Source organism: Streptomyces sp. NRRL S-87, assembly GCF_000719335.1.
Lineage (GTDB): Bacteria > Actinomycetota > Actinomycetes > Streptomycetales > Streptomycetaceae > Streptomyces.
In genome coordinates, this window is the sequence record NZ_JOGB01000005.1 from 50,224 (window position 1) to 74,083 (window position 23,860).

15 protein-coding genes and 1 pseudogene are annotated in these 23,860 nt (G+C 76.3%); 6 read left to right on the forward strand and 10 right to left on the reverse strand.

From position 1 onward, the window contains the following. Positions 1–11: 11 nt before the first annotated feature. The 3 genes from IF43_RS0104790 to IF43_RS0104800 form a co-directional block, all read right to left on the reverse strand. Complete coding sequence (locus IF43_RS0104790; RefSeq protein WP_051794687.1) at positions 12–1,712, reverse strand: alpha-galactosidase; 1,701 nt, start codon at positions 1,710–1,712, stop codon at positions 12–14. A gap of 241 nt (positions 1,713–1,953) precedes the next feature. Further along, positions 1,954–2,487, reverse strand: a complete 534-nt coding sequence (cpt, locus tag IF43_RS0104795) for a chloramphenicol phosphotransferase CPT (protein ID WP_030194252.1) — start codon at positions 2,485–2,487, stop codon at positions 1,954–1,956. A 144-nt stretch (positions 2,488–2,631) separates the two neighbouring features. After that, entirely contained in the window at positions 2,632–3,819 is a 1,188-nt protein-coding gene (locus tag IF43_RS0104800) for an RNA polymerase subunit sigma-70 (protein ID WP_324605085.1), read from the reverse strand. Here IF43_RS0104800 and IF43_RS0104805 point away from each other — a divergent pair. Next, the gene (locus IF43_RS0104805; protein ID WP_030194256.1) at positions 3,764–4,711 is read left to right on the forward strand and encodes a threonine/serine dehydratase; all 948 of its coding nucleotides are present in this window, start codon (positions 3,764–3,766) and stop codon (positions 4,709–4,711) included. The two genes, IF43_RS0104800 and IF43_RS0104805, sit on opposite strands and share 56 nt — an antisense overlap. A gap of 22 nt (positions 4,712–4,733) precedes the next feature. On the opposite strand, the gene IF43_RS0104810 is transcribed toward IF43_RS0104805, so the two are convergent. The 5 genes and pseudogenes from IF43_RS0104810 to IF43_RS0104835 form a co-directional block, all read right to left on the reverse strand. After that, the gene (locus IF43_RS0104810; RefSeq protein WP_030194259.1) at positions 4,734–5,195 is read right to left on the reverse strand and encodes a universal stress protein; all 462 of its coding nucleotides are present in this window, start codon (positions 5,193–5,195) and stop codon (positions 4,734–4,736) included. 72 nt (positions 5,196–5,267) lie between these two features. Further along, positions 5,268–6,620 carry an ABC transporter substrate-binding protein gene (locus IF43_RS42345; RefSeq protein WP_078909921.1) on the reverse strand — a complete coding sequence of 451 codons (1,353 nt, stop codon included), beginning with the start codon at positions 6,618–6,620 and terminating at the stop codon, positions 5,268–5,270. 2,022 nt (positions 6,621–8,642) lie between these two features. Further along, positions 8,643–9,647, reverse strand: a pseudogene (locus tag IF43_RS42350) (serine/threonine-protein kinase); the annotation flags it as partial. Between the two features lie 2 nt (positions 9,648–9,649). Further along, the gene (locus IF43_RS36060; RefSeq protein WP_037887390.1) at positions 9,650–12,169 is read right to left on the reverse strand and encodes a bifunctional serine/threonine-protein kinase/ABC transporter substrate-binding protein; all 2,520 of its coding nucleotides are present in this window, start codon (positions 12,167–12,169) and stop codon (positions 9,650–9,652) included. After that, positions 12,169–12,897, reverse strand: a complete 729-nt coding sequence (locus IF43_RS0104835; RefSeq protein ID WP_051794691.1) for a hypothetical protein — start codon at positions 12,895–12,897, stop codon at positions 12,169–12,171. The genes IF43_RS36060 and IF43_RS0104835 overlap by 1 nt, the downstream gene beginning before the upstream one ends. Before the next feature lie 304 nt (positions 12,898–13,201). On the opposite strand from IF43_RS0104835, the gene IF43_RS0104840 reads away from it, so the two are divergent. The 5 genes from IF43_RS0104840 (at position 13,202) to IF43_RS0104860 (ending at position 20,014) form a co-directional block, all read left to right on the forward strand. Beyond that, complete coding sequence (locus IF43_RS0104840; protein WP_030194264.1) at positions 13,202–13,558, forward strand: hypothetical protein; 357 nt, start codon at positions 13,202–13,204, stop codon at positions 13,556–13,558. A 219-nt stretch (positions 13,559–13,777) separates the two neighbouring features. Further along, a complete protein-coding gene (locus IF43_RS0104845; RefSeq protein ID WP_078909923.1) occupies positions 13,778–15,121 on the forward strand; it encodes a sugar ABC transporter substrate-binding protein in 1,344 nt (447 codons plus the stop codon). Then, complete coding sequence (locus IF43_RS0104850) at positions 15,118–16,014, forward strand: carbohydrate ABC transporter permease (RefSeq protein WP_030194266.1); 897 nt, start codon at positions 15,118–15,120, stop codon at positions 16,012–16,014. The genes IF43_RS0104845 and IF43_RS0104850 overlap by 4 nt, the downstream gene beginning before the upstream one ends. Continuing rightward, on the forward strand, positions 16,011–16,874 hold the full coding sequence (locus IF43_RS0104855) for a carbohydrate ABC transporter permease (protein ID WP_030194269.1): 864 nt from the start codon (positions 16,011–16,013) through the stop codon (positions 16,872–16,874). Before IF43_RS0104850 ends, IF43_RS0104855 begins: the two co-directional genes overlap by 4 nt. A 107-nt stretch (positions 16,875–16,981) precedes the next feature. Beyond that, positions 16,982–20,014 (forward strand): glycoside hydrolase family 38 C-terminal domain-containing protein, encoded by a 3,033-nt coding sequence (locus IF43_RS0104860; protein ID WP_030194271.1) that lies wholly within the window; start codon positions 16,982–16,984, stop codon positions 20,012–20,014. 67 nt (positions 20,015–20,081) lie between these two features. Here IF43_RS0104860 and IF43_RS41435 read toward each other — a convergent pair whose 3' ends face one another. Continuing rightward, positions 20,082–21,326: a hypothetical protein gene (locus tag IF43_RS41435; RefSeq protein WP_030194273.1), complete on the reverse strand. Its 1,245-nt coding sequence runs from the start codon at positions 21,324–21,326 to the stop codon at positions 20,082–20,084. 145 nt (positions 21,327–21,471) lie between these two features. Next, positions 21,472–23,670 (reverse strand): VCBS repeat-containing protein, encoded by a 2,199-nt coding sequence (locus IF43_RS0104870; protein WP_030194275.1) that lies wholly within the window; start codon positions 23,668–23,670, stop codon positions 21,472–21,474. Positions 23,671–23,860: the final 190 nt, after the last annotated feature.

The following is a 23,860-nucleotide window of genomic DNA, read 5'->3' on the forward strand; positions in this document are numbered from 1 at the left end:
GTGCCTCCGGGTCAGACGGGCAGGGCCCAGGCCTGGTTGACGAGGTGGTCGCCGCAGGCGCGCAGGCGCAGGGCGGCGGCTCCGGCCGGGGCCTCCAGGCACAGTCCGGAGGACTCGGCGGTCAGGGTGCCGTCGGGGCGGGCCCGCCAGAGCTGCCCGCCCTCCCGGTCGTGACGCGCGGCGCAGGCCGCGAGGGCCGCGCCCTCGCCGTCGGCCGTCAGGCAGCGGCCCTGCAGCCGCAGCGTCCGGTCCCGGGCCAGGACGAAGCGCTGGTCGGCCCCACCCGTGCAGGGCGCGAGCACGAGGGTGCCGGCGGTGCCGGTGTGGTCGCCGTCGGCGCACTGCGTGCCGGCGCCGGTGAGCTGCCCGGTCGGAACGGCCGCGAGGCAGCCGCGCGGGGTGAGCCGCCACACGGCGGTCCCGTGCGCGGGGACGGTGGCGGACAGCCGCGTACGGACCGTGGAGCGCTCGCCGGTCCACAGGTCCCGGGCGCGCACGGAGCACGAGGGCAGGCCGACGTCGGCCAGCGGCAGGGTGACGGCGCGGGCGGTGGCGGTGCGGTTGAGGACGGCCACGGCCCGGTCGCCGTTCGCCAGCGGCCGGGCGAGCACGTCCGTCGACCCGTCGGTGGCGACCACGGAGGCCTGCCGGCCGAGGGCGTCCTGGTCCAGCGCGATCAGGTCGTCGTTGCCGAGGGCGGCCAGGCCGGCGGGCGTGAGGGAGGGCACGTCGGAGGAGAGGATGAACGGGGCGGCCATCATGGCCCACAGCGCCACCTGGCTGCGCGACTCCTCGTCGGTGAGGCCGGGGGCACCGGCGATGAGGAAGTCGGGGTCGTTCCAGTTGCCGGGCCGGGCGTAGCGGCCGAGCCAGCGGTTGTAGCCGTAGTTCCCGAGGACGGACCCCCAGCGGGAGGTCGTGGGGGCGGCGGGCCTGTAGACCTGGATGTCGCGGCCCTCGCGCCACAGCTGTCCGGTGCCGCCCACCCAGCCGAGGACCGAGAACCAGTCGCGACTGCCCCACTCGCCGTTCTGGAAGTACGCCGGCGCCGACGCTGACAGCACCATGGGCCGGCCGCTCGCGCGGACGGCCCGGGCCACGGCCTCGTACGCCTCCCGGTACGCCGCCTCCTTCGTCTGCCCCGGGGCCACCCACACGTTGCAGCCGTCCATCTTGATGTAGTCCACCTCCCACGAGGCGAACTGCGCGACGTCGGCCTCGAAGTGGTCCGGTCCGCCGCCCTGGGGCCGGCCGCTGCCGGGGTAGCGCTCGCACGTGAGCGATCCGGTGTCCTCGTAGATGCCGAACCTCAGGCCCCTGGCGTGCAGGTACGCCCCCAGCCAGGCCATGCCGTGCGGGAACTTGGCCGTGTCGGTCACCAGCTCGCCGCGCGGGCCCCTGGTCTTCTCCATCCAGCAGTCGTCCACGGTGACCGTGTCGTAGCCCTTGGCGGCCAGGCCCGAGGACACCAGCGCGTCCGCGTTCGCGAGGACCTTGGCCTCGTCGATGTCGCACATGTGGTGCGCCCAGTTGTTCCAGCCCATCGGGGGGCGCAGGGCCAGTTCCGCGAGCGGCCCCGGTGCGGGGGCGGGAGCGGGCGCGGCGACGGTCCCCGCCGGCGCGGCGGTGGCGGTGGCGACGGGCGCGGACAGCGCGGCGAGCAGTGCGGCGGTGGCGAGGCCGCCGGAGAGCGCGCGCAGGCGGTGCGGCACGTGGACTCCTCGGAGTGGGGGCGTGCTGACGGTCTGTCGTGCGCTCAGTGCAGCCGGGGGCGATCAGGCATGTCAACGAAGATCCACAAATACAACCCCATGAGCTGGAATATCTCCTCCATCGGGTGTAAGCGACGGGGCCGTACCGGTGAACTCCGGCACGGCCCCGTCGATTTGTCGCACGATCAGACCGCCGCGGCGGCACTCGGGAGGAGGGCGGTCGGGAGGAGGGTCGGGACGGTCAGGCCGCGGTCCCGGTGACGTGCGCGGCGATGGTCCGGGCGCAGGCCATGGACTCCGTACGGGTCGTGTCGACCTCCAGGTCGTAGTCCACGCCCTCGTGCACCAGGTCGGCCTGCTGCGCGGCCATCCCCGGGGTCCGGTCCCCGCGCGCCACCTCACGCCCGGCGGCCACCGCGCCCGTGCACCGGACGCCGACCCACAGGACGTCGACGCCGTCGAGCGCCGCGCGCCAGCGCTGCTGCGACGCGGCCCCGCCGAGGAACACGTCGTCGACGATCACCCGGGCGCCGGCCCGGGCCATCGCCACGACGCCCTGCGTCCACGCCGCTTCCAGCGCCCGGAACCCGGCCCCCACGCTGACCCCGCCGTCCGCCCCGAAGGTGATCCCCGCGTCCGAGTCCCGCATGGCCGCGGGCAGCGCGTCCACGAACGAGTCGCACCCGAACGCCAGCCACGGCTCCGGCAGTACGGCCTGCAGGCACCGCACGATCCCGGACTTCCCCGCGCTGGAACCGCCGTTGAGAATGATCATCTGTGTAGGCACCGCGCCACCCTAGGCCCGCTGCGGGCGCGCCCAGAAGCGGTTTTCCCCGGCATGCCGTCCGCGACCTCCTCAGGAGCCCTCAGGCCGTCGGCGTCCTCAGGCCGTCGGGCCTCCTCTGGCCTTCGGGGGCCCTCAGCCGTCGAGGCGGTCGGGCAGGCCGAAGCGGGGGAAGAACCGGTCGGTGTCCAGGAACGTGCTGATCCCGGCGATCCGCTCGCCCGCGATGTCGAGCACGTGCAGGGCCCAGGGCACGTACCCCGTACCGTCGGCGCACGGACGGTACTGACCGTATGCGGGCGCGCCGTTGGCCAGGACCGGGACCAGCCGCGAGCCCCGGCAGCCGACGCCGGGCCCGGTGAACCAGCTCCGGACGGCATCCGGACCGCGCAGCCAGACGGGGTACGGCGTCAGCGACAGGGCGGCGTCCACGTGCAGGAGCATCGCGAGGGCGGCCATGTCGAAGCGCTCGAACGCCTCGGCGTACCGGGCGGCCAGCGCGAGCTGGACGTCGCAGGGCGGGGCCGGTGCCTCGGAGGGGGCGGGCGTCGCGGACGGGGTGCGGGCCGCCGACCGGGCCGCCGTCGCCGTCCGGGCCCGCTGGAGGGCGCTGTTCACGGAGGCCGTGGTGGTCCCCATGAGCTCTGCGACATCCCGGGCCGGCAGCAGGAGCACGTCGCGGAGCAGGAGCACCGCCCGCTGCCGCGGCGCCAGCCCCTGCAGTGCCGCCACGAAGGCCAGCCGCACTGATTCGCGCTCCAGCACCACGTCGGCCGGGTCCCGCTCGGGCCAGGGCTCGATCCAGACGTCGGAGGCGCGCGGTGCACCGGGTGCGTCACCGGGTGCGAGCGGCCCCGGTGCGGGTGCGGAGAGGTCCACCGGGCGGGCCCGGCGCCCGCGGCCGGCGAGCAGGTCGAGGCAGACGTTCGTGGCGATCCGGTACACCCACGTGCGCAATGACGACCGCCCCTCGAAGGCGGCGGAGCTCCGCCACGCGCGGACCATCGTCTCCTGGACCGCGTCGTCCGCGTCGAAGGGTGAGCCGAGCATGCCGTAGCAGTAGCGCGTGAGCTCCGGCCGGTGCCGCTCCAGTTCCTCGACCGCCGCGTCGGCCATCGTCCGTTCCCCCTGCTCGCGCCCGTTGCCGTGGCCGTTCGCCGCTCGTTGTCCTCCCGTCAGCATAGAGACCAAGATCCGGAACCGCGGTACGACGTATGATCCGGAACCCGGCGCGGAGCACGAACCCGCACCACACCAGGAGAGAGCCATGACCGAGACCCCCGGTCCGACGTACGCCGACGTCCGCGCCGCCGCCGACCGCATCGCCGGGCACGTGCGGCCCGTGACCGTCGCGCCCGCCGGGGACGACCTGTGGTTCGCCCTGGAGCAGCTGCAGCACACCGGGTCCTTCAAGGCGCGCGGCGCCCGCAACTTCATCGCCGCCCACCGCGAGGCCGCGACGCTCCCCGCCGCCGGCGTCACCATCGCCTCCGGCGGCAACGCCGGACTCGCCTGCGCCTGGGCGGCCCGCGGCGAGGGCGTGCCCGCCACCGTGTTCCTGCCGCGTACCGCGCCCCGCGTGAAGGTCGACAAGCTCCGGTCGTACGGCGCCGACGTCCGCCTCGCGGGCAACGAGTTCGCCGAGGCGCTGGCCGCCTGCCAGGAGTTCGCCGCGGACAGCGGCGCGCTCGTCAGCCACGCCTACGACAACCCGCTCGTCGCCGCCGGCGCCGGCACGCTCCTGGACGAGATCCGCGACCGGCTGCCGGGCCTGGACGCCGTCGTCCTGTCCGCGGGCGGCGGCGGTCTCTTCGCCGGCGTCGCCGCCGCCGCGTACGAGCACGGCGTACGGGTCGTCGTCGTGGAGCCCGAGGACTGCCGCGCCCTGAACGCCGCGCTGGAGGCGGGCCGGCCCGTGGACGTGCCGGTGGACTCGGTCGCCGCCGACGCGCTCGGCGCCCGCCGCGTGTCCTGGGCCGCCCTGCGCGCCGCGCAGCTCCCGGGCGCCACCTCGGTCCTGGTCCCCGACTCCGCCGTCGTCGAGGCCCGCCGCCGCATCTGGGAGGAGTACCGCCTCGTGGTCGAGCACGCGGCGGCCACCGCGTACGCCGCCGTCGCCGACAAGCACCAGGCGTACGGGGACCGGGTCGCCGTCGTGCTGTGCGGGGCGAACACGGACCCGTCCGACCTCGGCGTACGGATGCCGGGGGCCTGACGGCGCGGGGCCGGGAGCCCGTTCAGCCCCCGGCCGGCGGGCGCACCACGACCACCGAGCACTTGGCGTGCTGCACCACCTGCTGGCTCACGGAGCCCAGCATGGCGGCCTTGAAGCCGCCGTAGCCGCGCGTCCCGACCACCATCAGGTCCGCCTTCTCCGAGGCGTCGACCAGCACCCGGGCCGGCACGCCCTGCACCACCCTCTTCGACACCGGCGCCCCCGGCTCCGCCCCGACCGCGTCGCCGACCGCCTCCGCCAGCTCGCGGCGGGCGGCCTCCTCCGCCGTGAGCAGCTCGGTGTCCTCCTCGTCGAGTGCCGTGGCGGTCACGTCGAACGGGTTGCGCGACCACTGCCAGCTCAGCACCGCCTCCACCCGGCCGCCGACGGCCTTGGCCTGCTCCACGGCCCAGCGCAGGGCCTCCTTGGAGTGGCTGGAACCGTCCATGCCGACGACGATCACGGGTTCGGTGCGCTCGGTCACTGGAGTTCCTCCCGGTACATCCGATATGTCGCTCTCCCGTCCTGTATACACGGTGCACCACCTGCCGGACCCTCAGCTCCCGGGGCCGACCTGCAGGTACGGACCCAGGAAGCGGTATCCGCCGGGCTCGGCGCGGTACAGGTAGCTCCCCGACGCGGCGGACGGCCGGTGGCTGCCGGCCGCGAACTCCAGCCGCTTGGCGGCACCCTGGTACGACGTACGCAGCAACCGCTCCCCGAGCGCCCGCCGCAGCGCCACGACCCCGACCGGCACGCGCCCGACGGGGGCGGCGGCGTGGGCGCCGAAGGGGGCCCCCGGAGCGCCGGTCCGGTTCCCGGCCCGGGCGGACCGCGGGGCGTCGCGGCCGTCCGCGTCCGCCGGGACGGCACTCGCGCGCGCGGCCGCACCACCGCCGGGCACCTCCGCCAGGGCCGTGGCGGCCAGGCCCACGGCGTCGTACGCCTCCACCGCCCAGCGGCCCGGATCCTCGCCGTACTCCGCCCGGTGGGCCCGTACGAACTCCCTGGCCCCCGGACCGGCCAGGGCCAGCGGATCGGCGAACTGGGCGGCGAACACCCACCCCGTCCCGGCCGCCCCCGCGCCCCGCAGGAACCCGGGCTCCATCGCGTACTGGGCGGCCACCCGCGGCCCGCGGAACCCCTCCCGGCGCAGTGCCCGGGCCAGCAGTGCGGCCCGCTCGGGCGAGGTGCCCGTGTAGACGAGGCCCTGGGCGCGCGCCGCGACCGCGGCCCGGGCCGCCTCCTCGGCCCCGGTCGGCCCCGACCCGATCCGGTGGACCGTCATGCGGCCCTCGGCGGACGGCACGGCGCGCAGCCGCCGTTCCAGCGCCCAGGCGGGGGTGCCGCCGGTCCGGTCCTCCACCACCGCGGTGCGCCGCACCGCCCCGCCGGAGTCCAGGTAGTGGATCAGGGGGAGGGCGAGCAGGTCCCCGGCGGGGCGGGTGGGGCACACCAGCGGCAGTGCGTTCAGGTCCAGCGCGCCGGGGTCCGCGGACACCACCAGGAGCGGCACGCCGCCCTTCCCGTACACGTCGGCCACCTCCGCGACCGCCGCGTCCCAGCTGGGCCCGAGCACCGCCACCACCGACGGGTCCGCCACGAGGTCCGCGGCCACCCGCGCGGCGCGGGCCCGGTCGCCGGCGTCGTCGGCCGTCCGCAGCAGGAGTCGGAAGGCGGCGTCGGCGCGGGAGTTGTGGCGCTCCACCGCCAGCCGGGCGCCCCGCTCCTGGGCCCGGCCGACCGCGGCTCCGGGGCCGCCGAGGTCCGCGTGCAGGGCCAGGGTCCAGCTCGGCCGGGCGTGCCGACGCCCGTGCGGACCCGGACCGCCGGTCGACCACGGCCGGGTCATGGCCGCCCAGGTCCCGCCCGCGGCCGCCGCGGCGACCACCCCGCCCGCCGCCACCACCCACCGCCGGCTCCGCCCCGCCCCCGCCGGGCCTTCCCGCCGCCCTGCCGGCGGCCGGCCTTCCCGCTCCTCCGCGCGTGCCCGGCCCTCCCGCTCCTCCGCCCGTGCCCGGACTTCCCGCCGATCGGCCCGTGCCCGGCCTTCCCGCCCCTCCGCCCCAGCGGCCCCGCCGTCCCGGCCCTCCACTCGGGCCCCCTCCACTCCGGCCCGGCCTCCCCGCCCCGGTCCGGCCTCCGCGCCCGCCCCCGGGCGGGGGGACGCACCGCCCTCCTCCCTCCGTCGCCGTCGCCGGGGCTCCGCGTCCGTGCCGTCCTCGCGCGACCGCCGCGGCCCGGTGCCCTCGCCCTCGGTCGTCCACCGGGGGGGTCGCTCCCCGAGGCCCGCCCGCCCCGAACGCGGTGCGGCGTCCGCGTCGCCGTCGCGCCCCCGACGAGGAGCGGTTCCGGCCTCGCCGTCCCACCCCCGCCCGGCACCGGTGCCGGCGTCGCTCACGCGGTCCCGGGGCCACCGGTCTTGTCGTTCACTGTCGCGTTCCCGGTCCCACCGGTCTTGTGGTTCGCTGTCGCGTTCCCGGTCCCACCGGTCTTGTGGTTCGCTGTCGCGTTCCCGGTCCCACCGGTCTTGTGGCCGGCCGCGGTCCGCCCCGTGGCTACGCTGCCGCTCCGCGGCCGGCCCGGCGCCGTCCGTCCAGCCGGTTCCCCACCAGGTGTCCCGGTCCGTGCCGGTGTCGTCGTGTCCCCGTTCCGTCGTCCGTCCGGAGCCGTCCCGTCGGCCCCCTTCCCTCCAGGTGTACGTGTCTTCGGGGTCGTCGCCGTCCTGCCCCCACCACCACGGGGGCCCACCGGTGTCGTCGTCCTGCGTGCGCCGGCGTTCGTCCGTGCGGGCAACGTCCTCCGCCCACCCCCGCCCCGAGGGCGGATCCCCGCCCGTGTCGGCGACCTGCTCGTGCCCGTGTCCGCCCGCGCGGGCCGCCTCGTCCTGCCGGTCTCCGCCTGTGCGAGGGGCTCCGCCCGTGATCTCGTCCGGCCGCCGTGGCTCGCCCGCGTCATCCGCATCTGCGCTCGCGCCTGCGCTCGCGCCTGCGCTCGCGCCTGCGCTCGCGCCTGTGTTCATGGCGGGCGTCCGCGATCCGGCGGTGCCCGTGTCCGGCCGCGGCCCGGCTCCTTCGGCCGCCTTCGCCGTACCGGTCGCACGGGCCGGCTCCCCCTGCGCGTCCGTGCCGGTGCCGCGTGCCCACCCCTGTCGCGGCTCCCCGTCCGTCCCGTCGTCCCGCGACCGTGCCCGCTCCGCGCCGGCGTCGTCCCCGTGTGCGCCACGAGGCCGTGCCGGGGCGCCGGCGCCCCGGGCCCGCTGCCGTTCGGGAGCCGCGGCGGTACCGGTCGACGGCGACGGACCCCGACGACCGTCAGCGGCGGTACCGGCCTTCGGGGGGCGCGCCCGTTCCGCCGCCCCACGCGCCTCGGGCACGCTCCCGGCGACCCGCCCGACCGCGTCCCCGCCGACACCGCGCGCCCGCTCCTGTCCACCGGTGTCGCCCGCACGGGCTTCGGACGCGGGCCCCCTTTCGGGCGCCCCACTGGCCCGGGCTCCGAATGCGGGCTCGCGTCCGGCGGCCCCCCGCGCACGGGCCCCGGAGTCGCCCTCCCGCTCGGCAGCCCTCCGCGCACGGGCTTCGGGCACGGGCTCCCGCTCGCCGGCACCACCCGCACCGGCGTCCCGCTCCGGTCCCGGCCCGCGCCCCGTCCCGCGCTCCGGCCCCGGCCCCTGCTCCGGCCCCGGACCGGCCCCGACCCCGCGCGGCCGTCGCCGCTCCACCGCCGCCCGCACCCTCGCCGCCGGCCCCGCTCCCGCGTCGCGACCCGCGCGCCCTCGACGGGACGGACGTCCGCCGGCCGGGCCGGCACCCGCCGGACCGGATTCCGCCCCGTCCTGCCCGGCACCGTCCGCACCCGGTCCGTGGCCCGGACGCCGATCCGGGCCGCCCGCATGCCCGTTCGGCGCGCCCGCCTCCCACACCGCGTCCGCCAGGGCCAGTGCCTCGGCGGCCCGTTCCGCGATGAGCCGCGGCAACTCCGGCGGTAGCCAGGCCCCGGGCACCGCCCGGCCCGCATCCGCGCCTTCCGCGCCGGTACCGGAAGCCGCCGCGTCCGCTGCCGGGCGGCCCGTGGCGCCGAGTCCCGCCCCGGGATCCTCCGCCCCGGCCGCGCGCACGTCCCGCTCCCCGCCCGGGGTCAGGTCGGCGCGGATCCGGTCCGGCGTGGGGCGGGAGTCCGGGTCCTTGGCCAGGCAGGCGGTGATGAGGGGGATCAACTCCGCCGCTACGGCGTCCAGTTCGGGGTCCTCGTGGACCGTGCGGAAGACCACGCCGGCCGGGTGGCCGGTCCCGAACGGGCCGCGGCCGCCCGCCGCGAAGGCCAGGACGCACCCCAGCGCGAACACGTCGGTCGCCGGGCCCACCGCGGCCCCGCCCGCCCGGGCCTGCTCCGGCGCCAGGTATCCCGGCGTGCCGACCACCGCGTCGGCCGCCGTCAGCGTCGTCGCGCCCGCCTCGCGCGCGATGCCGAAGTCGATCAGCCGCGGCCCGTCCAGGGCCAGCAGGATGTTCGCCGGCTTCACGTCCCGGTGCACCAACCCCGCCGCGTGCACCTCCGCCAGGGCCTCCGCGAGCCGTGCGCCCAGCACCCGTACGCTCGCCACCGGCAGCGGCCCGTACCGCGTGACCGCCTCCGCGAGCGACGGTCCCGGCACGTACGGCGTCGCCAGCCACGGCTCCGGCGCCCCCGGATCCGCCGCGAGCACCGGCACCAGCCACCGGCCCCGCAGCCCCCGCGCGGCCGCCACCTCGCGCCGGAAGCGGCGCCGGAACCCGGGATCCGCCGCGTACCCCGCAGTGATCACCTTCAGCGCGACCAGCGCCCCGCCTGGCCGGCGCGCCAGGTACACCGTGCCCATCCCGCCCGCGCCCAGCCGCCGCAGCAGCCGGTACCCCCCGATCGCGACCGGATCCCCGCTCCGCAGCGGCTGCACGGCTACCCCCGCCCCGTCGCGACGGCCCGTACGGGCGCGGGCCCCACGTAGCGGATCCGCCCGCCCGCCACCCGGTGCAGGTGGGAGGTCACGTCCTTGATGCGCCCGTCCCCGTCGAAGGCGTACTCCTTCAACCGCCCCCGGTACGTGCCCCGGGCGAGCCCCGCGAGCAGCTCCGCCCGGCCCGGTCGGCCGCGGCGCGCGGCCGCGAGCCGGAGCAGCCGGTCGGCCACGAGGAGCGTCGCCTCGTACGCCTCCGCGGTCCACAGGGCCGGCGGGGTGCCGTACCTGGCCCGGTGGGCGGCCGCGGCCCGCGCCGCGGCGGGGGCGTCCGGGCCCACGCACGGCGCGAGGAACTGCCACCCCTCGGCCGCCGGCCCCGCCAGCCGTACGAACTCCGCCCCCATCACCGGGTAGTCGGCCGCCCGCGGCCCCCCGAACCGGGCCGCGGCCAGCAGCCGGGCGGTCTCCGCCGCGCCGGCCGGCGTCCCGGTGTAGAGGAAGCCGTCCAGGCCCCGGCCCAGCATGTCCGCCACCACCGGCCGCAGGCTGGGCAGCCCGCGCGGCGCCACCCGGGGGTACGCGGAGGCGTCCGGCTCGTCGTAGTCCACGATCAGGTCGGCCAGGAAGGCGGTCTCCCACGCGGCGGACCGGCCCGACCGGTCGCACAGCACCCCGAGCCGCCGTACGCCCTCCACCACCACCAGCCGCAGGTCGATCGCGTCGGCGTGGGCGGCGGCCACGGGGCAGGTCTGCAGCAGCGCCCGGCGGTCGGCCGCACCGTACGCCGTCCCGGCCGCGGACACCGTCACCAGCGCGAGCCCGGCCCGGCTGTACCGGTCCAGGGCCGCCAGGACCGAGGCGTCCCCGGTCGGCCCGACCACGGCCAGTACGTCCGGATCGCCGACCAGCCGCGCCGCCGCCGAGGGTGCCCGGCGCGGGTCGCCCGCATCGTCCGCCACCGCGACGGCGAGGGAGAAGGGGCGCGCCGCGACGGAGTTGAAGGCGGCCACCGCGAGCCGTACGCCGCGCTCCTGGGCCCGGCCCAGTTCGCGCTGCGGGCCGGTGAGGTCGGCGTGTACGCCGATCACCCAGCGGCGGGTGGACGGCCGGGCGGGGCCCGGACCGCGGCGCACGGCGAGCCAGGTCGCGGTGCCGCCGCCGCTCGCCGCGACGAGCGCCCCCAGGCCGCCGACCCGGAGCAGGAACCGGCGCCGGCCGACCGCCGCGCGGTCCCCGGGCCGGGAGTCGGCCCGGGGACCGGGCCAGGAGTCGGGCCGAGCGTCGGGTCGGGAGCCGCGTCGGGAGCCGGCCCGGGTCCTGCCGAGGTCGTCGAGCACGGTGTCCGTGACGTCCGGCAGCGCGAGCAACTCGGAGGAACGGGCGCCGATGGCGGCCACGACGGCGTCCGGCAGCCAGCCCGCGGCGTGTGCCGGCGGCCCGCCCCGCGCCCCGCCCGGCCGGCCCGGTGAACCCTCCGGCCACCGGTCCTCCGGCCACCGGTCCTCCGGCCTCCGGTCCTCCGGCCTCCGGTCCTCCGGCCACCGGTCCTCGCGCCGGCCCGGATGCCCGCCCGGCCCGTGGCCGGGCCGAGGGGCGGGGCCGCCCTCGGGAGCCCGGGCCGGAGCCGGGTCCAGGGCCGGGGGCGGGTCCAGGGCCGGGGCCGAGTCCGAGGCCGAGCCCGGGCCCGAGCCCGGGGCCGGCGGGCGGAGGGCCGCCGGTGCCAGGGCCACGTCGAGGGCCGCCGCCGTGGGCCGGTCGGCCGGATCCTTCGCGAGACAGGCGCGCAGCAGCCCGCCCAGCTCGGCGTCGCCGAGGGCGGCCCAGTCGACGTCCGGCTCGTCGTACACCGTCCGGTAGAGCACCGCGTCGACGGCCCCGCCACCGAACGGGGGCCGGCCCGTGGCCGCGTACACCAGCAGGCAGCCCAGGGAGAAGACGTCCCCGGCGGGCGTCGCGCTGCGCCCCCGCGCCTGCTCGGGCGCGAGGAAGCCGGGTGTCCCGAGGACCGCCCCGGTCGCGGTCAGCGCCGCCGCCCCGGTGGCCCGGGCGATCCCGAAGTCGATCAGCCGCGGACCGGCCACCGCGAGCAGCACGTTGCCGGGTTTCACGTCCCGGTGCACCAGCCCCGCCGCGTGCACGGCCGCCAGCGCGCGGGCCAGTACCCGTCCCAGCACCCGCACCGCGGACACCGGCAGCGCCCCGTACCCGGCCACCGCCTCGGACAGCGACAGCCCGGGCACGAACTCGGCGGCCAGCCAAGGGCATTCGGCCTCGGGATCGGAGCCCACGACCGGGACCACGTACGGGCTGCGCACCTGCGCCGCGGCCGCCGCCTCGCGCCGGAAGCGGGCCCGGTACGCGGGATCGGTCGCGTACTCCGCCCGGATCACCTTCACCGCCGCGAGCCGGCCGTCGGGGCCGCGCCCCAGGTAGACCGTGCCCATCCCGCCGGCGCCGAGCCGGCCCAGCAGCCGGTACTCCGCGATCCGCGACGGGTCCGACACCAGCAGCGGCTCCATCAGGCGCCCTCCCGGTCCGGCGCGTACTCCGCGCGCTCCCGGCCCGATCCCGCGCGCCCCAGCGCCAGTTGCGCCCGGTGCAGCATCCGGGCCTGGCCCTGGGCGACGTACGGCGCGAGCGCCTCGCGGGGCACGCCGCGCGCGCCCAGGGCCGCGACGGCCACCGTCACGGGCCCGTACCGGCCCTGCGACCAGGTGTACGGGTACGGGCCGCCCGTCCCGTCGTGGTACTGGCCGGTCTCCGAGAACGCGTCCTGCGCCCAGTCGCCGGCCTGCTCGCCGTAGTCGAGCACGGAGGTGAACAGCGAGGTCAGCCGACGGCCCTCGCGCAGCTGCTGGTCGGGGCAGCGCATCACCTCCTCCATCGAACGGGCGATCTCCCAGGCCGAGTCCAGCGCGTCGGGGTGCACGGTCACGGTGGCGGTCAGCCGCGCCTCCGCCCGGCCGGGCCCGCCCGGCACCCGGAACGTCCGGGTGCGGGTCGCGAGCACGTCGCGGGGCAGGGGCGCCGACCGCCAGTCGCACCAGCGGTCCAGCACGGGCCACCGGTCCGGCTCGCTCTCGTACGGACGGTCCGGGCGGATCCCGGGTCCGAACGCGTCCGGCCCGGGCAGCACCCGCGCGACCAGCTCCCCGGCCCGCTCGGCGGTCCGCGGCACCCGGGCCGGGTCGAGCGGCGGGCCGGCGTCGGGGCCACCCCCTGCCGACGGACCCGCCCCGCGGGCCACCGGCGCACCCGCTCCCGCCGGTGGTTCCGCACCCGTACACCCCGCGAGGACCAGCGCGCCCGCAAAGGCCGCCCCCGCGCACCACCGGCGCGTCCGCACCGCACCGCGCACCGCACCCGTCCGCCCCGCTGACCGTGCCCTGCCGTCGTGCCCCATGAGAGCCCCCAGTCACGCCCCACCGCCGACCGACGAACGACGAACGTCGTACAGAGTGGCGACTTTGGATAACAGGAACAGGCCTTGCGTTCCGCAAAGGTGGGAAACGACCGAGAACGTATGAAGGAATGACCGGAAGGAACGGGACGTGGCACAGCGCAAGGGCTGTCTCATCGGCTGCGCGGTGGCGGGGGTGCTCGGCATCGCCCTGCTGGCGGTGCTCGGCTTCGGGGCGGTGAAGCTGTTCGGCGCGGTGAGCGAGAACATGCTCGACCCGAAGGTCTACGCCGACGTCAAAGTCGGCGACCAGGAGGGCGCGGTGCGCGCGAAGCTGCCCTCCGGCGAGTCGTTCGTGAAGGACGCCCTCAAGGCCGGCGGCCCGGCCGAGCCGCAGGGCGCCGCCTGCTCGTGGTACATCGCCGACGAGGGCACCGGCGACCAGGTCTTCCGCTTCTGCTTCAAGGACGGCCGGCTCGCCGAGAAGGTCCAGTACACGACGCAGTGACCGGCCCGGACCAGACCCGGACCAGGCCCGGACCAGACCCGGACCAGGCCCGGACCAGGCCCGGGTAGGGCCCCGGAGGCGCTCCCGGGCCGGCCCGTCCGTCCAGCGCTCGATTCAAGTCAGGTTCCCCGAGGGCGCGTTGACGCCGCCGAGGGGTCCGGGTCAGCGTGGCCCCGCTTCCGCCCGCCGACGCGGCCGGACCACCACGAGGGGGCGCCCATGACTCGCGTGAACCTGACCCGCGCCGCGCTGGCCGCACTCGTCGCGGGCGTGCTGACGACGAGCTCCGCGTGCGGGGTCACGGGCGGCGGGGCGGCGGGCGGGGAGGCGAAGGAACCGGAGCGCACCGGCCGGGTGGCCGGTCACATCACGTTCCGCACGCTCCAGTTGAAACCCGCCTTCACCTCGTACGTGCAGGGGGTGATCGACGCCTTCGAGAGGGCGCACCCCGACGTCACGGTGAAATGGGAGGACGTCCCCGGCGACGGCTACAACGAGAAGCTGGTCGCCGACGCCCAGGCCGGCGCCCTCCCCGACGTCGTCAACCTCTCCACCGACTCCTTCCAGCTCCTCGGCGACCGCGGCATGCTCGCCGACGTCGCCCGGCTCACCCCCGGGGTGGCGGGGGAGTACGTACCCGGCGCGTGGGAGCAGTTCAAGCTCCCCGGCAAGGGCGACAGCGTGTACGCCTACCCCTGGTACGTGACGCCGGAGATCCTCACCTACAACAAGGAGCTCTTCGCCCGCTCCGGCCTCGACCCGGCGAAACCGCCCACCACCGTCGAGGAGTTCTTCGACTGCGCCGACCGGATCGCGGAGCGCTCCGGCGGCCGGTACGCCGCCTTCATGGCGGACCCCGGGGGCCGGCTGCCCGGTGACTGGCAGAAGATGGGCGTCCCGGTCCTCGACGCGGCGAAGGACCGGTTCGCCTTCGACACGGGCAAGGCCGTCGAGTGGATCGAACGGATGAAGGAGCTGTACGCCAAGGGCGCCATGCCCCAGGAGTCGCTCACCCGCTCCGACGACATCAACCAGCTCTACGGCGCCGGAAAGCTGGTCTTCGGCCCGGGCTCGCCCGGCTTCATCCGCGACGTCAGGCGCAACTCCCCGGAGGTGTACGCCCGGACCCAGGTCGCGAGGACCGTCACCGGCACCCTCGGCCACATCGGCATCTACGCCCAGTCGCTCGGCATCCGCAAGGACACCGAGCACCCGGACGCGGCGGCCGAGTTCGCCAGGTGGGTCACCAACGGGCCCAACCAGGTGGCCTTCGCCCGCCAGGTGACGATCTACCCCTCCAACGCCCGCGGCCTGGCGGACCCGTACTTCTCCGACCGCGGCGACGGCACCGACCCCGAACGGCTCTCCCGGGCCATCGGCGCCGAGGAACTGCGCACCGCCCGACTCGACGCCAACACCCCGGTCCAGTGGACCAACCAGGTCGGCGACGCAGTGGTCCGCGAGATGCAGAAGGCCATCAAGGGCGAGACCGCGCCGCGCACCGCCCTGAAACGCGCCCTCGACGCGGCGAACCGGATCCTCGCCGAGCAGGCCCGCGGGTGACGCCGGCCGGGACCCGGCCGACGTACCGACGCGGGTGGACCCCGTACCTCTTCCTCGCCCCCGGCCTGGCGGCGGTGGTGGTCTTCGGCCTCTGGCCGTTCGCCAACACCGTGGTGCTCTCGCTCACCGACGCCCGGATGCTGGCCGGCGGCCGGTTCGTCGGCCTGGCCAACTACACCCGGGCGCTGCGGGACCCCGACTTCTGGCAGGCCGCCGCGAACAGCGTCCTCTACCTGCTGGTCGCCGTGCCGTGCCTGGTCGTGCTGCCGCTGGGACTGGCCGTCCTGGTGCGGCGCGAGGTCCCCGGCATCGGGTTCTTCCGGTCCGCCTTCTACACGCCCGTGATCGCCTCCGCCGTGGTCGTGGGGCTGGTCTGGCAGTGGGTGCTGCGCAGCGACGGCCTGGTCAACACCGTCCTCCGCGAGCTGCGTCTGGTGTCCGAGCCGGTGCCGTTCCTGACGGACAGCACGCTGCTGCTGGTCTCGGCGATGGTCGTCACGGTGTGGAAGGGCCTGGGGTACTACATGGTCTTCTACCTGGCGGCGCTCGGGAACGTGCCGGCCTCCCTGTACGAGGCCGCCGCCCTCGACGGCGCGGGCCCGGTGCGCCGCTTCGTCAGCATCACCGTCCCCTCCGTGCGGCCCATGATGCTGCTCGTCGGGACCCTGTCGGCGATCTCCGCCCTGCGGGTGTTCACCGAGGTCTACATCCTCGGCGGGGAGAGCGGCGGCCCGGGCGGCGGCGCGCGCACCCTGCCGTTCCTGATCCGGCAGGTGGGCCTGGGCTTCGCGGGCGAGACCGGCTACGCCTCCGCCCTCTCCCTGCTGCTGTTCCTGCTCACGCTGGCCTTCAGCCTGCTGGGCCGCCGGCTGTCGAAGGGGGACGAGGAGTGAGCGGCGGCAGGGGTGCGGGCGGCGGGGGTGCGGGTCGCGGCCGGGGACGGCGTCCCGGCCTGCTCGGCCGCTACCTGACGCTCTGCCTGGCCCTGACGGTGATGACCGGCCCGCTCGTCTGGCAGTTCCTGACCTCGCTGCGCGGGCGCGCCGAGAACGTCTACCGGGGCGTCCTGCCCACCCACCCCACCCTCGACAACTACGTCCGGGTCGCCGAGTCCTTCCCGCTGCCCCGCTACGTGGCCAACACCCTGGTCGTCGCCGCCCTCGCCGTCACCTCGAACCTGGTCTTCTCGGCGATGGGCGGGTACGCCCTGTCCCGGCCGGGCTGGAAGGGCCGCCGGGCGGTGTTCACCGTCCTCACGGCCACCCTTATGTTCCCCTTCGAGTCGGTGATGGTCTCGATGTTCCTCACCGTCCGCGGGATGGGGCTGGTCGACACCCTCGTCGGCGTGTGGCTGCCGGGCGCGGTCTCCGTACTCAACATCATGATCATGCGGGCGGCCTTCCTGGCCGTTCCCGCCGAGCTGGAGGAGGCCGCGGTGCTCGACGGGGCGAACGAATGGACCCGCTTCACGCGGGTCTTCCTCCCGGGCGCGAAGGGAGCGCTGGCCGTGGTCTGCATCACCAGCTTCATGGGGGCCTGGGACGACTTCCTGTGGCCCCTGATCGTCCTGACCGACAGCGACCACTACACCCTCCAGCTCGGCCTGAAGACGCTGGCCGGCGCCACCACCGTCAACGACCAGCGGCTCATCGCGGCCGGGGCCATGACCGCCCTGCTCCCGATGATGCTGCTGTTCTTCGCCCTCCAGCGCTTCTTCTTCCGGGGCGTGGGCGAGGGGGCCGTCAAGGCCTGACCCCGAGCCGCCCGCGGCGCACCCCGCCCTCGCCCGCCCGCCCGCACCTCGCCCGCCCGCACCCGCCCGCACCCGCCCGTATCCGACCCCTCCCGGGAGCCGCCGTCATGCACGACGACCGCAGCATCGTCGAACACCGACTCCGCCGCGTCCTCACCGAGCGCGTCCGGCCCGCCGTCCACTCCGCCTCGGCCCCGCTGGCGGTCGGGCGCTGGGACGCCCCCGGCGAGCCGGTGCCCGTGCCCGAGGGCCTGGCGGCCGCGTACCGGCCGGCGGCACCCGGCGACGCGTGGGGGCCGGCCTGGGGCACCACCTGGTTCCGGATCACCGGCACGGTCCCGGCCGCCTGGGCGGGCCGCACCGTGGAGGCCGTGCTCGACCTCGGCTTCGACCGCATGATGCCCGGCTTCCAGTGCGAGGGCCTGGTGCTCACGGCCGACGGCCGGGAGGTCAAGGGCCTCAACCCGTACAACGACTGGGTCCCGGTGGGCGCCCCCGTCCGCGGCGGCGAGCGGGTCGAGTGGTACGTCGAGGCCGCCGCCAATCCCGTCCTCACCGCCCACGCACCCACCTCCGAGGGGGACCGGCTGACCAGTGGCGACCGCCCGCTCTACCGGCTGGGCCGGTCGGACCTCGTCGTCGTCGAGCCGGAGGTCCGGGAGCTCGTCCAGGACCTCGACGTCCTGTCCGAGCTGATGGCCGAACTCCCCGAGAGCGAGGCCCGGCGGCACCTGGTCCTGCGCGCCGTCGAAGCCGCCCTCGACACCCTCGACCTCGGCGACGTCCCCGGCACCGCGGCCGCCGCCCGGGCCCGGCTCGCGGGGGTGCTCGCCTCGCCCGCCCACGCCTCCGCCCACCGGATCAGCGCGGTCGGGCACGCCCACATCGACTCCGCCTGGCTGTGGCCGCTGCGCGAGACCGTCCGCAAGGTCGCCCGTACCTGTGCCAACGTGCTCGGACTCATGGACGAGCACCCCGAGTTCGTCTTCGCCATGTCGCAGGCGCAGCAACTCGACTGGATGAAGCAGTACCGGCCCGAGCTGTTCGAGCGGATCAAGAAGAAGGTCTCCGAGGGCCAGTTCGTCCCCGTCGGCGGCATGTGGGTCGAGTCCGACACCAACATGGTCGGAGGTGAGGCGATGGCCCGTCAGTTCCTGTATGGCAAGCGGTTCTTCATGAACGAGTTCGGCATCGAGACCCGCGAGGTCTGGCTGCCGGACTCCTTCGGCTACACCGCCGCCCTGCCGCAGCTGGTGAAGCTGGCCGGGGCGCAGTGGTTCCTCACCCAGAAGATCTCCTGGTCCCGGACGAACCGCTTCCCGCACCACACGTTCTGGTGGGAGGGCATCGACGGCACCCGGATCTTCACGCACTTCCCGCCCGTCGACACCTACAACTCCGACCTCGGCGGCCATCAGCTCGCCCACGCCGCCCGCAACTACCGCGAGAAGGGACGCGGTTCGCGGTCCCTGGTCCCCTTCGGCTGGGGCGACGGCGGGGGCGGCCCCACCCGCGAGATGCTCGCCCGGGCCCGCCGCCTGCGCGACCTCGAAGGCTCCCCGCGCGTCACCGTCGAACGGCCGGCCGCGTTCTTCGAGCAGGCCCGCGCCGAGTACCCCGACGCTCCCGTGTGGGCCGGCGAGCTGTACCTCGAGCTGCACCGCGGCACCTACACCTCCCAGGCCGGGACCAAGCAGGGCAACCGGCGCAGCGAGTCCCTGCTGCGCGAGGCCGAGCTGTGGGCGGCCACCGCCACGGTGCGGGTGCCCGGGTACGCGTACCCGTACGAGGACCTGGAGCGGATCTGGAAGACCGTGCTGCTCCACCAGTTCCACGACATCCTGCCCGGCTCCTCCATCGCCTGGGTGCACCGCGAGGCCCGCGCCACCTACGCCGCGGTCCACGAGGAACTCGCCGCGCTCACCCTGGCCGCGCAGACCGCCCTCGCGGGGCCGGGGGACACCGAGCTCGTCTTCAACTGCGCCCCCCACGCCCGGCGCGGCGTCCCCGCGGGCGGGGCCGCCGTCCCCGCCGCGCCGGCCGCCCCCGTGACGGCCGAGGAGCGGCACGGCGGCGGGCACGTGCTCGCCAACGACCGGCTGGTGGTGGAGATCGACGCCCGCGGCCTGGTCGTCTCCGCCCACGACCTGGCGGCCGGGCGGGAGGCGGTCGCCCCGGGGGCGGCGGCCAACCTGCTCCAGATCCATCCCGACTTCCCCACCATGTGGGACGCCTGGGACATCGAGGAGTTCCACCGCCACACGGTCACCGACCTCGACCGGGCCGACTCCCTGGAGCTCGTCGAGGCCGGCCCCGAGCGGGCGTCCGTCCGGGTCGTACGGACCTTCGGCGCCTCCCGCGCGGTCCAGACCCTCACGCTGCGCGCCGGGTCGGCCGTCCTCGACCTCGAGACCGAGGTCGACTGGCACGAGACCGAGAAGCTCCTCAAGGCCGCCTTCCCGCTGGACGTGAAGGCCGACCGGACCGCCGCCGAGACGCAGTTCGGACACGTGTACCGGGCCACCCACACGAACACCTCCTGGGAGGCGGCCAAGTTCGAGATCTGCGCCCACCGCTGGATCCACGCCGAGGAGCCCGGCTGGGGGGTCGCTGTGCTCAACGACTCGACGTACGGGCACGACGTCACCCGCGACGTCCGCCCCGACGGCGGGCAGACCACGACGGTGCGCCTGTCCCTGCTGCGCGCCCCGCGCTACCCCGACCCCGAGACCGACCGGGGCACCCACACCCTGCGCTACGCCCTCGCCCCGGGCGCCGGCATCGGTGACGCGGTCCGCGACGGCCACCGGCTCAACCTCCCCGAGCGCACCGTCCGCGGCGCGCACCCGGTCGAGCCCCTGGTGGCCGTGGACGACGACGCGGTGGTGGTCGAGGCCGTCAAACTCGCCGAGGACCGCGGCGGCGACGTGGTCGTCCGGTTGTACGAGTCCCTCGGCGGCCGGGCCACGGCCACCCTCACCGCCGGCTTCGACCTGGTCGGCGCCACCGGGACCGACCTCCTCGAACGGCCCCTGGAGGCCGGGGCGGAGGGTTCCCCCGTCACCTCGGTCGCCGGCAGCCGGGTGGGGCTGGCCCTGCGCCCCTTCCAAATCGTCACGCTGCGCCTGCGCAGGGCCTGAGCGGCGGTACGCCGCCGGCCCCGCGGGGGTTCCCACCGCGGCCGGCGGCGTACCGGACGTACGGGGGTCAGGACGGGTTGAGCTTGATGGCGAACCGGTTGAAGATGTTCGCCACGTCGACCCAGCCCAGACCGGTGCTGCACACCTTGTTCGCGTCGCAGCCGAAGCCGACGCTCACGATCCCGTTCAGCTGCCGCGAGTCGGGGTCGTTGACGTAGATCACCGGGCCGCCGCTGTCACCGCCGCGCCCGACCACACCGCCCGAGTGCGGGACGCCGTAACTTCCCCACACGGTGGTGCCGTTGACATTCCAGCTCGCGTTTCCCGCGTACACGGTGCGGATGTTGCACACGACCTTGGAGTTGTATCCCAGCTGGCAGGTGAAGTCGCCGACCGCCACGTTGCGCACGCCGTTGAGGTAGCGCGTGTAGCCGTTGGCGTCGACGCCGTCCCACGTGCGCCGGTAGGTGGGCGTCTCGATGAACGCCGAGTCGATCTCCGGCAGCTTGTACTCCACCCGGCCGACGTACGTGCCGCCGGCCGTCGCGACCGTGTCGCCCGCGTTGTAGCAGTGGCCGGCCGTGACCAGCCACTGCCGGCCGTCCCAGGTGCTGACCGCCGGGATGCCGCTGGTGCAGTACGCGGACGAGCCGAACGCGGGTCCGAGCGCGGCCCCGGCGTAGAACGGGGCGGAGTCGTTCCACCGGCTCAGCGGCACCGCCGCCGGCGCCTGCCGGACCCGGACCGGCGCCGCCCCCTCGGCCGCCAGCCGGTGCGCGACGGCGGGTGAGGCGAGGTACCGGCGCGCGGCCGGGACGTCGTCCACGGCCAGCTCGACCGCGCTGCCGTCGACCGCCGAGGCGGCCAGCGTGATCCTGAAGGGCAGGTCGGGCCGGGCGCGCAGCGCGTCGATCTCCTGCCGCAGCCGCGCCGCCGACTTCGCGGCCTTCCGCACGGTGAGCAGGCGCGGGTCCGCCCCGGGGTCGGCCCGGCGGACCGCGTCGAGGAGGGCTGCGCGCCGACCCGGATCGGTGAGGTAGACGTTCACCGACCGGTAGTCGGGGGCCAGTTCGACCTGCGTGTAGACATCGGCCAGGGCGCCCCGCCCCGCCCGCGCCGCGGCGTCGGCGGCGACCCGCAGCGGTTCCAGCACCTCGGCCTGCCGCTGCGGGGTCATCCCCGCCACGACCTCGGCGGACAGTGCTCCGGACGCCCCTGCCCGGGCGGTCGCCGCCCCGAGCGGAAGCACGGTCAGGGCGGCCAGCGCGGCCGCGAGGGCGAGTGAACGGCGGAGCGCCTTCGTCGTCTTCATGTATCCCCCCTGCATGTGACTGCCTGGATACGATCGAGTACTCTCCGTGACCATATTGACGCCCCGGGCGACCCGCCAAGGGCGCACGCGGGCCGCAGGGGCGCGGCTCCGGGCGCGGCCCGGCGCACGGCCGCGCGCGGGCCGGTCAGAGCACGTGCACGTACGGCTGGTCCGTGAAGAACGACGCCAGCGCGCGCCGGGGCGCGAAGGGGGCCGCCGTGTCGCCCGTCCCGCGGTAGAACCAGCTCCGGCCCCCGGTGTCGCGCGCGTACAGGTCGGGCCTGCCGTCGCCGTCCGCGTCCCCCCAGCCCACCAGGTCCGCGTACGCGTTCCAGCCGCCGCCGATCCGGGTCCGGCCGCCGAAGGTGCCGTCGCCGCGTCCCCGGTAGAGCCACAGCACGCCGGCCTTGTCGCGGGCCAGCAGGTCCCCCGCACCGCCGCCGGCGACGTTCCCGGTCGCGGTGAGCGCGGTGTACCCGCCCCAGCCGGCGCCGATCGCCGTGCGGGCCTTGTAGGGCGCCGCGGCGGAGCCGGTGCCCGCGTACAGCCAGAGGGCGCCGCCCTTGTCGCGGGCGACGAGGTCCGCCCGGCCGTCGCCGGTGAGGTCGCCGCCCGCGGCCAGCGCGTCGTACGCGTTCCAGCCCGCCCCGATCCGGGTCCGGCCCGCGACCGTGCCGTCGCCCTTGCCGGTGTACAGCCACAGCACGCCGGCCGCGTCCCGGGCGAGGAGGTCGGCGTGCGTGCTGCCCGCGACGTCCCCGGCGACGGTGAGCGCGGTGTACTTCCGCCAGAAGTCGCCGAGGTGGGCCTCGTTGCCCGCGCGCTCCACCCCGGGGCGGGGGCGTGAGTTCTCGCCGATCAGCTGACCGACGCGGGTCGTGCCGAGCAGGTCGGGCGTCCCGTCGTCGGTGAAGTCGTGCGGCGCGGGGGAGCGGCGCACGGTGAAGCCGCCGCCGGCCTTGAGGGCCGGGCCGATGCCGTTGTCCGGGGAGGCGGTCAGGGTCCAGGTGTAGGCGCCGTTGGGGGCCTGGCGCGTGGCGACCGTGGTGTCCCAGTCGAAGGTCACCCAGCCGTGTTCGTCGGGCCTGAGGGCCTCCTCGTCGAGGATCCGGTTCGTGTCGCCCGTGGCGGTGTGGCGCAGGGTGATCCGCACCCGGGCCGCGGTCCTGGACAGCAGCCAGCGCATGCGCACCGTCCGTCGCCCGTCGAGGCGGACGACTGCCGGGAGGTCGGTGTCCAGCAGCGACACCCTGGTGGGCAGGCCGGAGGTGGCCACGAGCGTGGCGCGCGGTCCGCCGTCGCGTGCCGCGGCGATCCGGTAGAGGCCCTCGCCACGGGCCAGCGTGCCGCCGGTGGCGAACAGCGTCCCGTTCGGGCCCGGCGCGAGCGAGCTCGCGTGGTCCAGCAGCCGCACGGCCGGGCCGCCGCCGAGAGGGGTCGCGTACAGGCCGTAGTCGGTGCCCTGGTCCCCACTGTCGAGGCCGGCCGGCTCGCCGGCGAGCCACCAGCCGTCGAGGAGGCCCACGAGCCGGTTGCCGGCGCCCCCGATGGCCGTCCTCGCCACGGCGGTGGACCCCCGCGCGGCGAGGCGCAGCACCCCGCCCCGGACGCCGTCCGCCCGGCCGGTCCACGCGATGTGCGTCCGGGAGAGCGCGACATTGCCCCACGAGTCCCAGACCCGGTAGGTGTCGGTGATCCGTCCGGCGGCGACGTCGACCACCGCCTGGTGCAACTCCGTGTGCTCGGCGCCGCCGGTGTCGTACTGGAGGACGAACGCGTCGTCGGCGTGTGCGACGACCCTGAGGTGGTTGGCCCTCCACGGCAGCGCGACCTCCCGGTCGGTCGCGCCCCGCCCGCTCCCCTGCAGGAGGTGGACGGCCGACGAGGTCGGGCCCGGCGCCCAGGCGAGGGCGGTGGTCTTGTGCAGGCCGAGGTAGACGCGGCCGGTGGGTGCCAGGGGACAGGGCGTGGTCACACCCGTACCCATGTCGTGCAGCGTGGCGCCGTCGGAGTGCGCGGTGGCCACGGTGTCCGACAGCGCCCCCAGGCCGTAGCGGTACCAGTAGTCGGTGTCGAGCCGGGTGGTCGCGCCGTCCGCGTACCGGGTCCAGGTGAGCGCGTGGTGGTCGGTGCCCGAGGTGAGGAACCCGCTCGGGCCCGCGCTGAGGACCTGCGCGTCCGGCGCGATCCGCGGCAGCTCCGTTGCGGTGCCGTCCGCCGTCGCCGCGAGGGGCGGGGCGCCCGTCGCCGCCGTCGCCGGCAGTGCCAGGGGCCCTGCGGTGAGCGCGAGGGCGGTCGTCACCGCGGCGGTCAGCAGGCGTCGCGTCGTACGGCGGTGCGGCACGGGTCCCCCTGGGGTGCGGGGCGGACCGGACGTACCCGGCACACCCGCCGTCCCCCTGCCCGCCGAAGCGTTCGGCTGCGGACTGTATCAGGGGTCACACAGCCGCCCGCGCAGGCCCCCTCGCCCCCGCTGAGCTGGGTGCATGCCGGAAGCGCCGCCCCGGAAGGTGGTTGTGCACCTAGTTGCATAA

Excerpts from the sequence above, each read along its gene's own strand:
- cpt (WP_030194252.1), bottom strand. The coding sequence starts at position 2,487 with ATGATCATTCTCAACGGCGGTTCCAGCGCGGGGAAGTCCGGGATCGTG.
- IF43_RS0104805 (WP_030194256.1), top strand. The coding sequence starts at position 3,764 with ATGACCGAGACCCCCGGTCCGACGTACGCCGACGTCCGCGCCGCCGCC.
- IF43_RS0104800 (WP_324605085.1), bottom strand. The coding sequence starts at position 3,819 with ATGCGGTCGGCGGCGGCGCGGACGTCGGCGTACGTCGGACCGGGGGTC.
- IF43_RS36060 (WP_037887390.1), bottom strand. The coding sequence starts at position 12,169 with ATGGAGCCGCTGCTGGTGTCGGACCCGTCGCGGATCGCGGAGTACCGG.
- IF43_RS0104845 (WP_078909923.1), top strand. The coding sequence starts at position 13,778 with ATGACTCGCGTGAACCTGACCCGCGCCGCGCTGGCCGCACTCGTCGCG.
- IF43_RS0104860 (WP_030194271.1), top strand. The coding sequence starts at position 16,982 with ATGCACGACGACCGCAGCATCGTCGAACACCGACTCCGCCGCGTCCTC.
- IF43_RS41435 (WP_030194273.1), bottom strand. The coding sequence starts at position 21,326 with ATGAAGACGACGAAGGCGCTCCGCCGTTCACTCGCCCTCGCGGCCGCG.